General features: G+C 29.5%; 8 protein-coding genes. All 8 read right to left on the bottom strand.

Translation table 11 applies throughout. The features are described from left to right. Positions 1-521 precede the first annotated feature (521 nt). The 8 genes from ACHZC3_RS03940 to ACHZC3_RS03905 all read right to left on the bottom strand — a co-directional run bounded on the left by ACHZC3_RS03940 (position 522) and on the right by ACHZC3_RS03905 (position 14,235). The gene (locus ACHZC3_RS03940) at positions 522-2,486 is read right to left on the bottom strand and encodes a DUF2779 domain-containing protein (RefSeq protein WP_394758581.1); all 1,965 of its coding nucleotides are present in this window, start codon (positions 2,484-2,486) and stop codon (positions 522-524) included. A gap of 292 nt (positions 2,487-2,778) precedes the next feature. Next, entirely contained in the window at positions 2,779-4,971 is a 2,193-nt protein-coding gene (gene drt3b / locus ACHZC3_RS03935) for an antiviral reverse transcriptase Drt3b (protein WP_394758580.1), read from the bottom strand. Then, positions 4,971-6,419 carry an antiviral reverse transcriptase Drt3a gene (gene drt3a / locus ACHZC3_RS03930; protein WP_394758579.1) on the bottom strand — a complete coding sequence of 483 codons (1,449 nt, stop codon included), beginning with the start codon at positions 6,417-6,419 and terminating at the stop codon, positions 4,971-4,973. The genes drt3b and drt3a overlap by 1 nt, the downstream gene beginning before the upstream one ends. Positions 6,420-6,457: 38 nt before the next feature. Further along, positions 6,458-7,267, bottom strand: a complete 810-nt coding sequence (locus ACHZC3_RS03925; protein WP_394758578.1) for a hypothetical protein — start codon at positions 7,265-7,267, stop codon at positions 6,458-6,460. A gap of 82 nt (positions 7,268-7,349) precedes the next feature. After that, the gene (locus ACHZC3_RS03920; protein ID WP_394758577.1) at positions 7,350-8,549 is read right to left on the bottom strand and encodes a GIY-YIG nuclease family protein; all 1,200 of its coding nucleotides are present in this window, start codon (positions 8,547-8,549) and stop codon (positions 7,350-7,352) included. Next, a complete protein-coding gene (locus ACHZC3_RS03915) occupies positions 8,542-10,479 on the bottom strand; it encodes a DEAD/DEAH box helicase (protein ID WP_394758576.1) in 1,938 nt (645 codons plus the stop codon). The genes ACHZC3_RS03920 and ACHZC3_RS03915 overlap by 8 nt, the downstream gene beginning before the upstream one ends. 1 nt (position 10,480) lies before the next feature. Next, positions 10,481-13,180, bottom strand: a complete 2,700-nt coding sequence (locus tag ACHZC3_RS03910) for a class I SAM-dependent DNA methyltransferase (RefSeq protein ID WP_394758575.1) — start codon at positions 13,178-13,180, stop codon at positions 10,481-10,483. Between the two features lie 41 nt (positions 13,181-13,221). Then, a complete protein-coding gene (locus tag ACHZC3_RS03905) occupies positions 13,222-14,235 on the bottom strand; it encodes a YhcG family protein (RefSeq protein ID WP_394758574.1) in 1,014 nt (337 codons plus the stop codon). Positions 14,236-14,456: the final 221 nt, after the last annotated feature.

Here is a 14,456-nt window from a genome sequence, read left to right as displayed (position 1 = left end):
TAAAACTTCCTTAGGAGCAGTATTAGTGGTTTGTGAAGGACGGTTTTTTGAGCAAATGGGTGATGCGATGGGATTTGCTCAAAATGTTGCCCTGGAGCAAAACCACAAGTGCGGTGGGTGGAGCGGCTGTTTTACATAAATGATATTATAGCTTCATTGCAAAAACCAAAAAAACAATATTAACGCTTTGTGATGAACTATAATACTCAATTATGTAACACAGCTTGGGGAAAGTTTTTGTTGCCTTTGACGTATTTTCTCTTTTGAACCGAAAACTTTCTAGGGCATACAAAAACTTTTGGAGCGTTGGCAAGGAGGGGCAATTGAAATGTAAAACGTCCTTTTTACCATCGAACGAAAAAAGATATTCTCGCTATTATAAATGTAATTAGTGAAATGAAGCAAACAAAGAACTGGCTTTAGGAATACTTGGACTAAAGACAGTTTTTGTGCAGCTGAATGAGATAATTAAAATTTATTGTTACCAAAAAACTCGAACATTACAAAAGAAAATATATGTTTTATTTTTCAATTATATCATATTTAAAATGTTCATAAATCATAACCATTGCTAGAGTATCTAATTCACAATATTTTAATAGTCCTAGCGTGATTTCATTTCTTTCTTTGGCTGTCATATCAACGTATTGCAATTTTGCATAAGCTGTTAATGCCGCTCCACCATCTGCAATATTTTCTATATCGGAAATATTATCTTCCAGTTCTGTTTCACTCCAATTGTCAAATAATAGAGGTAGTGTTTTGTATGGATTAATTACTTTATCTCTATCCATTTGTAACCAAATATGATTTGTTGGAAAGTTTTTACTGCTCAACAATATATTACCAATTGGTTGACTATACTTCTTTTTTAAGAATTCACTTGAGTTTAAACTTGCTGGTAAAACTGCCTTGATGGAGTTGGATCCATTTGTATATGGATTGTAATAATAGTCTTTGACCACTTTACATAAATCAACCATATTTCTATGACCTTCCCATTGTTTTACTTGGTTTTTGGTAGATTTAGAGATTGTTTTCAGGAAAGTAATTATTTTTTCTTTGTCTGCTTCATCACTTTCTTCCAATTGAGTAATTATAGCATTGATAATAGTATTTTCGTGGGTTGCAAATTTGAAAACTGTGCCGTCATCATTTCCAATAGCTGCTTGTAAAGCTCTAGCAAAAATAAAATTAGGAAATTCACCTGCTGTATTATTAATATATTGGCTTTGGTGTTGTATAGTTCCATCTTCATTGTATTTATGATGTGAAAACTGGAATGCTACTTGCTCATAAGGTTTGCGACCAGCAGTAAAAGGTAAGGCTACTGTACTTGTTTCAAAGTCTATAAAATGTAGAGGAAAAATCCATTTATTCATTTCCTGTTTTAACGCTTCCTTTTCTACATAAATTGAATTATCGTTATTTACCGCTTTTTCTACTTGAATCCATTGTCTTTCGGATGGAGCTATTCTGTCTGCTTCGGCTTTAATATTAAAATCTTCTACAGTCAATTGTTCCATTAACATACGGTTTTCTTCCATAACGTTTTTTCTTCTGAAGTTCCATATTTGCAGGGCATTTGGTTTATTAAAATCCGAAGATGACCAATTTAATTGTTTGGTAAAGCAAAGTTTAAAACCTGAAAGCAATCCCTCTTCTTCTTGTTCGAGAGTTGCTTTAAATTCACAATTTTTACAAGCACTGAATTGTGTTGGCCAATTTAGATATTTGTCTTCTTGATAGGCTTTCTTGAAAGTTACAATAGCTTCTTCAAAATTGAGGTTTTCGTAATACTTGTATTTGTCATCGATAATATCATTTACGATAGTATCAACATTTACTTCTGACAATACTGAATTACCAATTTCTTTAAGAGAATGCACTTTTTTTATAATATCTGTTCTTGGATTGCCATTATTTGGAATTCGGAATAATTGATTTAAACCATCAATACTTGCTTTCTTAGTTTTATCTGCCATTAACAAATAGGCATCAAACTTGAATTGAGGAAACGTTTTTTGAGCCACATATTTTTGAAAAGCCAAATCAAATAAGTAAGGCTTCCACGAACTGACTAAACCACCACGAGTACCTATAAAATTATTTTCTTCGTTTGGATTAAAAGACTTGGCTTTTACTTCAATTAGCTTAATAGTATTCCCGTTTTTAACAATAATATCTGTTCTTATAAAAAGCCCATCAAATTGAAAAGCAGCCTCATAAATTACCACATTGTCATTCTGCAACGCTTCTTGTGTTAGTTGAGCTGCTTTTTCATATTCATAGTTTTCTGTGTTTATGAAAATACCGTTTGGATAATGAAGTCTTGCTAATTCTTCTACTTGGAAGCCACCATTTGCTAATGCTTTCAAAAAAGGGTCTTCATTTTTATTATTTGCATATTCTTTTTTGGAAGTAAAAAAAAGTTTATTAGAACATTCTAGCGCTATTTTGAAACGAGATTTTGTTAGTAGTTTCATTGTGGTTGGATTACTATTAATTAGATTATAAATTAAACCTTTTCATATCGATTCAAATAAAAAAGGCAGCCCAGTCAGACTACCTTTAATTCTTCATTAAAACAGACAAGTCCATTCCAAATTAGATCACCTTTTAAAGTGTAATTGTTTTGCTTGTGTGTGGCGGTTAAAAATTATCCTTCAAATAAAAAAACTTATCATACTCGACAAAAAGCCAAATAATTAAAATTCCAATATTTAATTTTCAAACTTAAATCCGCATTCGGTTTGACTGGTTGCAAAACTTTATATTTTAGTCGTAAACTTGTAACGATTTTTTTGCTGTTAATTCTTTTGATAAATTAAAATTATCCCATTTTGTAAACCAATACTTTTTTTCTTTTTTAAAATTAAGTATATCAAAGTGTAAAAGTACTGGAATATTGAATAAATCCATTATATATCTCTTAAATTTATTGTCAACGAATGGGCAAACCAGTATATCAAAAAAAAGTAAAACTAACTCTGCCGATTTCTTTCTTTTATCTTCATCAACATTTTTAATCTTATTTATAATAGCAGTTTTAATTGCCTTTTTAACTTCTTCAAAACCGTGTGTATTTCTTATGTAAAACAACAAGACAGTAATTACAAAATAGTTTGGTTCAAAGTCAAATTCAAAAGAATTTGTACTTTCATTTCTTTTTAACTTAAAATATGCTAATAAATCTGTTTGTGTTAATTTATAATTTTTACCTAATTCACGTAAAATTATAAATAGGTATAAGGTTTCAATTTGAATATGTTTTTCCGATTTATTATTCAACAGTATTAAATTAATTTCATCAGATATTTTCTTGAATATTAATTCTCTATTGGAATTTTGTTCATCAAACCTTGAAAAAAGTTTGTATTCTTTCGGACTTAGAGGATTCCCAGCATTAAACTTATATTTTCCCTTATAATAAAGCATTACAGCCGATAATATATTTGAAAGTTTAATGGTTGAATTAACTCTTGGAGCAACCGTATATAGAAAAAAAGTGAAATCTAATATTTCTATTATGAAGTCAGTAAATGCTTTTTCCTGCTTTACCATTTTCTTTAACTGCTCCTCTGTTAATTCCCTCTTGCTTTTTAGATTTACCAAGCCAGAATAGTAATTTTCAAATTTATTTATACTTCTTTCAACCCTCTTATTGATGATTGCCAATGTATAATTCATTATGTCCTTATATTCAACCTTAGATTCTTTTACCAAGATTTTAAATCTAGTAATCAAATGATTTGAATCACATTCAAAGTTTAATTTTTTTAAGACACCATCATCTTCAGTATAATCCTCAATTGAGAATTTAATTTTTTTGCTAAATAAATCACCCATTTTTTCTTTGGCAATGGTAAGCTCTGTAATTAGCGGTTTATTATAATAATGGGTTTTAGATTCGCTAATTGACATTTTATATTCCTTCAGATTGAGTTTGTATCGTGAAAGGATTTTGTCTTTAGTGTTGTCATCATTATAAAACACAAAGAAATCATCTACATATCTGTAAACTTCATAATCTGTTTTATAAAACAATTTATCATCTTTACGTAAATCAGTTTCTACAGATTTGTCAATTTGTTGCAGTATTAACTCCGCAAATATTCGTGAAAATTCCGGACCAATAATAATCCCGTTAGTTTCCCCGTAATTAACACTTTGCATAAAATTATCAAATTGTCCGGGAAAAGTTTGATTTGAAACTGAAATATTATCTTTTACAATTTCTTTGTTAAAAATAGCCCAACTTATTGAATGTGTGTAAATGCTATCAAAGCATTTAGCAATATCAAATTTGAACATTTTATCATATTTTTTCTCCGAACGATGGTAATGATAATCTTCATAAAATTGATAAATATTAGAATACTTCTTGTATGTAAAAAAGTTTTTTAAGTTCTCATATTCTTTACCATCACTTTCAATAAAATCGTTTTCATCTCCTGCGTTTTTCTTGTTAAGTTTGTCATTATTAAAAACGAATTTGGCAACAGAAAATGGTTTGCGAATAGAAAATTTACTTTCTTTAGAATAATATAATATCAGTTCTTTGTATTTTTCATAGAATGTAACTAATTCAACTTGGCTTTTAGGGTGTGGAATAGCTAATTCTCTATAATCTTTTTCTTTATGAGTTATTCTATAAACAAATGGAATTTTTCGATTTTCTGATTTTTTCGAATCCCTATCAATAGTAATTACATTATTTACACTTCCATTTGACAAATCAAACAAAATTTTCATAAACTGTTCTATAACTGCTCCTTTTTTAACATTATCTTGTTTTGCAAATGAAAATTTTTCACTCCCTTCTTTTATAAAATCAACTTCATATTGATCCAAAAAATTATAAAAATGTCTGTTTGAAAAGGTTAATGGTGTTTCATAAGGTAACGTATCTGAAAGCACTACTCTGTTTTTAGAGTATTTTAAACTTTTTTTAATTTTCTTTTTTTTCATCATTTCCAGGCTTCAACAATTCTTTCGAAATTATTCATTAATACTTTTGCCGTTTTATATTTTGCCGAACGCAAATCGGGAATGTTTTTCTTTTTTCCATTGATGTTATAAAAACTCTTTTCATTAAAGCCTTTTAAAAAACTAAATTTTTTTAATCTTTTATTTAAATTTGGAAATCCCAAAATTGGTAATTTAGTATCAACTACTGTATGAAGCATTTGATCTAACCTACTCAAACTAACGCAGTCATTTTCAAGTAAACTATTGGAATAATAAACACCTATCAACCCTTTCTTTGGTTGGTGAAGTTTTGAATTTTTTGTTAAATAATTAAATCTATGAATTAACAACTTTCTAGCCTCTATGCTATTGTGTGGATATTCATTCAGGTATTTATCAATTGATTTTGTTATCCGTTCTTTATATTTTATTTTTTTATTTTCAGATAACTCAACTTCCTTAAATTCAGAATTAACTATTTTAAATTTATATCCTAAAAGGCTAATATCTTTAGTGGTTGTATTGTTATTCAACAAATCGACTTCTTGAGTCTTAGGGTCTTTACCCGGAATAATATCATCATTTATATTTAGTCCTTTGTCTTCAATTATTTTTTTTACTTTATCTAAATAATTATTTGAGGAATGTTTGGATTTTGGTGTAAAGAAAATAATAATGTCATCAACATATCTTCCATAAAAAGAAACACTTTCAATATTTCTGATTTCTTCATCAATCTTTCTCATATATAACTCTGCCAAGAATGGACTAACACCAATACCTCTCGGAATACCCTTTCTGAGTTTTTCTTTTACCTCTAATTGATTTGTTAAAATATTATAGTTATAGAGTAAGTTTTTAATTAATGAGACTGATTTCGGACTTAATAAAGAATTGTTTTCTATTAGTTTTAACAACTCGTATTGCGGAACATTTTCATAAAATGATTTGATATCAGTTCTAATAATAAATTTTGGAAATTTATCTTGAAGCAAAATTTTAACCTGTTTTACTATCTGATATCTGTTTGCTTGTTTTACTTTGAAAGTTCTAAAAATATTATACTGCAATTGTTTCATAGCAAAGAATGATACTGCATCTTTGCTAGTGGTATAAATTGTTTTAGAACTAGATTCCGGGACAAAAGGTGTTAGCTTAAAATTAAAATCACTTTTATTGACTTCATTTGAGAATTTATTTAAGTCATTTTCTAAATAATTTTCCTTTAAATCTTCAAACTCTTTTTTTTGTTCAAAAGCTAAAATATAAGCGGCTTCATCTCTAACTATTTTCTTTTTTTCTAGTTTAAAATCTCTTCTTTTCGCTTTAAGAAGTGTAGAAGCATCTTGATATTCATCTGAATAGAAATCTTTATAATAATTTCCTTTACGATTTTCTATCTCGTGAATAATCTTAAAATTTTCAAAAGAAAATGATTGATTTAACATATAACTTTTTTTAATTTTCAACATTAATTAGTCCGTACTTATTTTTTTGACAACTGTATCATAGCTACTTTTAATACATTCCAACATAATTTTGCAGTATGAATATCTGGGTTAAAATTTTTACTAATTTGTTCATACGGATGAATGTAATTTCTAAAATCTCTTACTGTATGGCTAAACTTTTTCACATCTTCTTTTAAAAGCCCCATTTCATTAGCAGCATCAATAAAATTACTTAATGACCATTCGTGGAAAGATTTTACTTTACCTTCTTTATCTTTTGGAGCCACATTTGTCTGATTGAAATCTTTTGGATTTTTAGATGCAAATCCTAATAATATCCCCTCTAATGAACTTCCTATAATTACAATTGCCGACAAAGGAGCATTTCCCTTAATATTTGCTTTTATCTCTTGAATTCTTGAGTTTAATATATCACTTATTATTCCGTCAAGATTTAATTCATAAATCGATACTTCATCAAACTCTTGATTAATGAAATCTTCTTCATTTACTTCCTTTTTAACGTCAAAATTTATTTTATCAGCCTTGCTAAAAGAAATATCTTTTCCGTTTCTAATCACTTTCCAATCATCGAAAGCTAGATAATCATTAAAAGAATTGATATGTTTATCTAACACATCATAATTTCCAATAAAATTTACAGGAGCAAAAACCATTTTAATACACTTGTCTAACTCTGGCGTACCATTTATTTCTTCTAATTTATCATCAGTATATTTCCACCTTGACGGAAAACCTTGCCCGTAAAATTCTTTATAGCCTAATTGATTAAAGAAACCTACTAAATTTGAACCAGAACGATATTCCGTTTCTTCGTTTATCAACTCCCTTAATTTTTCTAAAGACTTTTTACTTAACACCATTCCTTAAATTATTTATTAATTAATTTCTATATTATTAGGAATCTTATTTTGGGATTATCATCTTATTTTCTGAATCATATCTATAATTTACAATAGCCTCTGAAAGTATTAAATCAATAGCTTCATTGATTATTGGTAATGGCACAACAAACCATTCTCGTGGTGTTAATCGTCTTCCTTTAGTATCGTGTATGTCAATATTTAAACAAACTGCTCCAAAGAAACGATGTAATAATTGCTCAAATTTTTGAGGATTGACATTGTAACATTGAATTGTTGAAATTAAATGCACTTCTGACATCAGATAAGTAGCTTCTTTGTTAGCATTTTTTATTCTTTCTTTTACATCAATTTTTGAAAATCCTATTTTATGTAAGTTTTCAATACCAGCAATATCACTATTAGTTGATTTTGATTTTAGAATATAAATCCAACCCGTTTCTACATCGGCTTCATTTACAATATTGGCATTTTTGAATAATTCATTTTCTATTGATTTATCGCTATCTGTTACAATTTTTCCATTGTTATATAGTGCTTTAGCTAATGAGCGATACAACATATTACTTTCTGTACCGTTTTCAAAAATTATCCTTGTTCTACCATCTTTTCTAACTCTATTACCTGACGGAATTTTTCTTTCTTTATTTTCAATATCAGCTTCTTTAAGATATAGCAAAATACCATCTAATACATAAAATTTATTTTCCTCAAGATTTTTCTCTGCATTTTCAAATTCTCCTAATTTTCTTTTACCCGATTTTAATTCATTTTGAACTTGAATAAATAAATGCTCATACTTATCAAAATCTTCACATTTTTTTCTTCTTGCTACAAAATCTGCTTCTTCACGGTCTTTAGAACTCGTAACGTTTTTTAATTTGAAAATATCTAATGAATCATCCATATCGAGAATCCCTAAATCATCATCGGCTAAAATATCGTTCACAGAATTTATTTCAACTGTTTTATTGCTCAAAAGATTAAACTGGTCATAATCTTTTAATAATTCTGTTTTTTTATTATCAGCTCTTAAACTTTTTAATCTTGATAACAACTTAAATTCAGTAACATTATTAGCCAAAGGTTCTCTTTTATTCTTTTCAAAAAAAGCATTGATTTCTTGGAACGATTCGATAAGTCGCTCGTCCTCTGTTTTAATGCCTGATACTTTTTCTTTAGAATCTAAAATTCCAAAATCATCATCATCAAAAATATCTTTTAATGTTTGCTTCTTACTCATTTGCTTTTGCTTTACGCTTTTGCTCTTTTAAAAATAGTATTGCTTCTGCTAATCTTCTTTCTTGTGGGTCGAATGATTGTATGCTTGGGTGTTCGTTTGTTCTTGCTACCCAGTTTTTTACTTTTGGCCATAGAATTATGGCTTCTTCTTCGGTCATTTGTATTCTACCCGCATCAATGGTTTCTTGTATTGCTTTAAAAACAGATGCTGTAACTGATTTAGAAAGTATTTCGAATGCTTTTTGAAACGGATTAATTGTATCTATCAAGTCAATATCTATATCATCAATATTAACAAAACTATCTGCCATACGAATAAAACGCTTGTCGCCTTGCGTTTCAATATTTGCATTTTTTATTACAGAATCTACCACCACATACTGACGAACTTCTTCTACTTGTTCATCTGTTAAATCAGGATATGTTTCTCTAATTATTTTTGGAATTAATACTTTATTTATTACTTCGGGATCAACATTCCCTGGCATTGCTTTTAACATTCTATCGTCTTGTAAAATAGTCGCTTTAAGGTCAGTAATGTCTGATTCTATAATGTCTTTTACACGATTTGAAGTTGGGGTTTTAAATCCATTTATTCTGATGGTATTTTCGTCATCTTCTGAATCGTCATCATCTTCATCAGGAAATTTAGGTTTGAATTTAAAATTTGGTGCTAATACTTGTTCCATCAATAATGAAGCAGTTATAGCTTTTAGCATATTATTAACCGATAATTTTACTTCTCCATCTTCTGCATCAGGTTGAGCTATTAGATTTGTAAATTGAGCGTGTGATTTATTGTTACTATCTCTCGTACAACGACCAATAATTTGAATAATTTCGGTTAATGAACCTCTGTAACCAATGGTTAATGCGTGCTGGCAATAAGGCCAGTCAAAGCCTTCTTTTGCCATACCTAACGCTATGATAATATCTATATCATCTGGGCCAGTAATAGTGCGTAAAAACCCTTGTATTTTATCTCGTTCTTTTTGATTATCGTTTACTAAATCGGCAACTTTTAATAATTTTTCTGTTTTTCTACTACGAACATACAAAATACCAGTTTCGGTATCTTGATACTCTAATTCTCCCAAACTATCAATAATTCTATTTACCTCTTCGTATTTGTCTTTGGTAGATTCTCCAGCATTAACACTAGGAATATGTATGATTGTTTTTTTGCTTTCGTCTAAAATTTCATCAATTGCCGATGTATATCGTCCTTGATAAAAATGATAACCAATACCTAATGTTTTTAAATATTCATAACCATTTAACTGTTCGTAATAATCATATTTAACTCTTGTAAATTTTTCTTCTAGTTCCGGTAATAAAATTGGGACACTATCTCCACGAAAATATGAGCCTGTCATTGCCACAATATGTGCTGATGATTTAGACATAATGTTTCGTAAAACCTCGCCTAGTCTGTTTTCTCCATCTACAGAAACGTGGTGAAACTCATCTATTGCCAGTACTGTTTCGTTAAAAACTTTTTCATCAATACCATCACAAGCAAAACGAAGCGTTGCGTGTGTACATATTAGAATTTTTTCATCACTTTCAAGGAATTTTTTAAAAGCACCTACTTTACTTTTTTCGCCTCCAGGTGTGCAAAGATTGTATATTGGGTTTGGTTCCCAATCTGCAAAGAAACCATATTTTGAAAGTTCAGTTTTGTTAAACGAACTACCAATGGATTTTTCGGGAACTGCAACAATTACTTTTTTTAAACCTTGATTCATTAATTTATCTAACCCAATAAACATTAACGCTCTCGATTTTCCTGATGCTGGTGGTGCTTTTATGAGTAAATGTTGTGCTGAACGAGCTTCAAAAGCACGTTCCTGCATTTCTCGCATACCAAACGCATTAGTGCTTTTACTTTTACCTGTTTGGTTGTATGAAACGTGAACTATATCTGGCATATTACTTGATTTTTATTTTTTTGGTTTTCTCGGGAGAAAACAAATCCTTTTTTAATGTCATTTTTTCATATTCATTAAAAAGAAATTCTAATCTTTCTACATCACTTTCAAACGGTTTTAACCTATAACATCGTTCAATTGCTAAATCCAATTCGTGATGGACTTCTTTTAGTCCTTTTGGCATTTTATCTGGATCGTATAAGTGTGACATTGTTTTTTCGGTATATTTCTCTCTTTCCTCTAAAATTGCAAAAACGTGTAAATTGATAATTTCCTTTTGCTTGATTGTAATTTCTGGAAATGGAAACGTATTGTAACAAAGTGTATTAGAATATTGCATATCCGTTTTTAATCTTCCTGAAACTGCTTTAACCCAAACAATGTGCATTTTAGAAGATAAAAGTCCAAATAACCAAGGCTCAGCATCATAAATAACTCTTGCTGCATTTGAAATTACATAACTATTATCAAAAAAACCAACTGGTATGTATTCCCTTCTTTCTGACCCAGTTTGAGGAATTAAGATTGAGTCGGTCATTTTGTATTTCATTTCATCAAATTTATTTGGATTCAATGCTTTTTTCCTTGTTGATTCTTTTTTACTTTCTAATCTAAATTTTTTTACTCTTTCAAATCTATCAGTAATGGGCGCATAGTTTTTGACAATACCTAAATCTTCATTTTCAACTAAAATACAATATCTATAAAAATTATTCATAAATTCTCGAGCACCAATATATTTTTTAATAAAATTAATGAAACTTGGATTGTCAGAAATAATTTTATTTTTTTCATCTTCATCCAATAAAAGATTCCCATCATCACCTGGCGAACTTCCTTTTATCATAGTAGGTAATTCTGAAATTGGATTCATTAATTGACTAACAATGATATTTGAACCTTCTATTAAATACGCATTAATATTCCCTACTTTTTTCGTTAATCCATTATAAAACAAATATTTATCTTGATTAAGTTTATTTTGCAATCCAATAATAACTACTGAAACCCCAGCATTACCTTTGGCATTGTTTGTCCATTTGAACGATGTGTGTGCAAATCCTATTTCTAATTCTTTTGAAAATATAAAAGGCCAAAGTAATGCTACTTGTTCGCCTTGTGTAATTGAGTTGGTTGTTACAAATGAAAATTTATAATTTGTTTTGCTAATAAAATTTGATGCCTTAACAAACCAACAACTTATGTAATCTAATTTTTTATAATCTCTAATTTCTGAAAAGACAATTTCCATATCTTTTTTTTGCTCTATATCTTGACGGCTGTAACCCAAATATGGTGGATTCCCTAAAATATAAATTTCATTATTTTTAGCTTTTGGACAAGCTTTTTCCCAATCTATTCTTGTTGCATTACCCTGTATAATATTTCCTCCACTTTTTAATGGTAATAAATTTTCCGCATCACCATAATCGTGTAAATCAGCAATAAATACTTTATTCATTTGATGTTCGGCTAACCAAAGTGATAAAATTGCCATTTCGTGAGCAAAATCGTCTAACTCTATTCCATAAAATTGAGACAGTTTAATTTGTGTAAAAACAATTGAAACCTGCGATTCTAGTTCGTGTATTTGTTGTAGAATTTTAATTTCTAAACGTCTTAATTCTTTGTAAGATATAATCAAGAAATTACCACTACCACAAGCAGGATCAAATATTTTTATTCTGGATAATCGGTGTAACAGTTTTTTGAGTTTTGCTGGACTGTCTTTACTTTTTTCGAACTCTTCGTTTAATTCGTTTAGAAACAAAGGTTCAATTACTTTCATAATATTGGGTACCGAAGTATAGTGCATTCCTAAACCGCTACGGTATTCAGGATTTACAACTGCCTGAATCATCGAACCAAAAATATCTGGGTTAATTTCACTCCAGTTTAATTCGCCACATTCTAAAATTATTTTCCTAGCTTTTGAAGAAAATTTAGGCGATTTAATAGTATCATTAAACAGACCACCATTTACATACGGAAATTCTTTAAGAAACGCAGGTGCATCATTATCAAACTCCGTATTTAATTTTAAAAATAATCGGTCTAAAAATGAATCAACATCGTTTCCGTTTGGATTGGTATGCTGTGCCAGTGTATCGGTAAACATTCCCTCGACAGGAAATATATTTGTGTCTTCGGCAAAAAAACAAAATAGAATTCTGGATAAAAATATGTTTAAATTATGTCCGCCATCGTCATAAATAGTTGGGTTTTCGTGAACCAAAATATCATACAGTTTAGCCATTTCATAAGAGGCTTTTCTGTCTGCGTGATTATCATTTTTTTGTTGGTATTTTTCTTGTCCAGCCCAAGGTAAAAAGAAGTGAAAGTGCTTATCAATTTCAAGAATTGGAATATCTAAAGTTAAACCAGTTCTTGTGTCTTTTGCTAGAAGTGTTTTAAAATCGGTAACAATAACAAAACGAGGGTTGTGTTTTAAGGATTCTTCGTTTTTGGTAATTTCATCAATTGTTGTAAGTAATGAATCTGAAAGGACTTCTTTGAATAAAACTTTCTTTTTATACAATACTTCGCCTGGAACTTTTGAGAGGTTAAAATCGCCTTTCTTTAGTCTAGTTACTGTTGTTCTTGATATACCATAAGCTACTAATAATTCATAAATAAAGGTTTCTTTATCGAATGCATTTATTAGGGTTTTAAGATTTATTTCTACTTGTGAGCTATTCATACAACATCATTGATCTAATTATTTTACCTCTGTTTTTGGTGTTATTCCTTTTCTTCGATATCCTCGAAATTGTCCAACTCTTTTTTTACTTCTTCCAGTAATTGTTTTTCAGTTGGTAGGTATAAATGGTATTGACTTGCTATGATGTTTTTATTGTCTTCTGGTAACGAGAATTTAACCACACCGTCGTTTTTCTTGGCACAAAGTAATATTCCGATAGTTGGGTTTTCGTTTTCGCTTTTCTCAATTCTGTCGTAATAGTTCACGTACATTTGCAACTGACCAATATCTTGATGAGTAAGTTTTTCGGTTTTTATTTCAATGATTACAAAACATTGTAGCAAACGGTTGTAAAAAACTAAATCTACGAAGAAGTCATCGCCCTCAATATGAATTCGTTTTTGCCTTGCTACAAATGCAAAACCATTTCCTAATTCTAAAAGAAAATCTTGTAGGTGTGTGATAATAGCAGTTTCTAAATCTCTTTCGTAATATGAAGCTTCCCGTTTTAAATCTAAAAATTCTAAAAACATTGGGTCCTTTATAATCTCTCTTGCATCCGATGGTAATTTTTCGTTTCTAGCCACTGCCAAAACATCTTTTCTGTCGCTACTCATTAAAAGTCGCTCGTACAAACTACTATTTATTTGTCGTTCTAATTGACGAACTGTCCAATTATTTTTTACCGTTTCAGCAACATAAAATTCTCTTTTATCTTGGTTATCAACCGCTAATAATAATTTGTATTGACTCCAACTCAATTGCGTCCACAGTGTAGTCGCAATTGGAAAAGTTCGGTAAAACTGACGGTAACGTTCTAATTGCCTTACTGAAAAACCAGTGCCATATTCGGGTAATAATTGCTCTGAAAGAAACTTTATTAGGTAAGTTCCATAATCTGCACGATCTTTTCCTTGTTGTTCTTCTTCAAAAATACGTTTTCCAATATTCCAATACATTAAAGTTCGTTCGTTATCAACTACTCTAATTGCTTTATCTCTTGCAGTCTGAATAATGGCTTTTATATCGGGAATTAAGGATTGGTTTTGAAGCATTTTGAAAATTAAATGAAAAATTAATGGTACAATCCACAAACTTACAAAAAAGCAATGGAATGTAAAAGAGTGAAATTGAAAAAGGATAAGCAGGATAACCAAAAAATGAGATAAACATTTTTTATTTTATTTTGAATACAAAAAACGGATTTAAGTGGCTGTTTAAGTGCAAACTAATCTATATCATTCACTCCTTTGCTTTACTATTGTTTGAAGTTTTC

Source organism: Flavobacterium sp. (assembly GCF_043720215.1).
Taxonomy (GTDB): Bacteria; Bacteroidota; Bacteroidia; order Flavobacteriales; family Flavobacteriaceae; genus Flavobacterium.
Note: the sequence above shows the minus strand (reverse complement) of the source record. Positions and strands in the feature narration are given on the sequence as shown.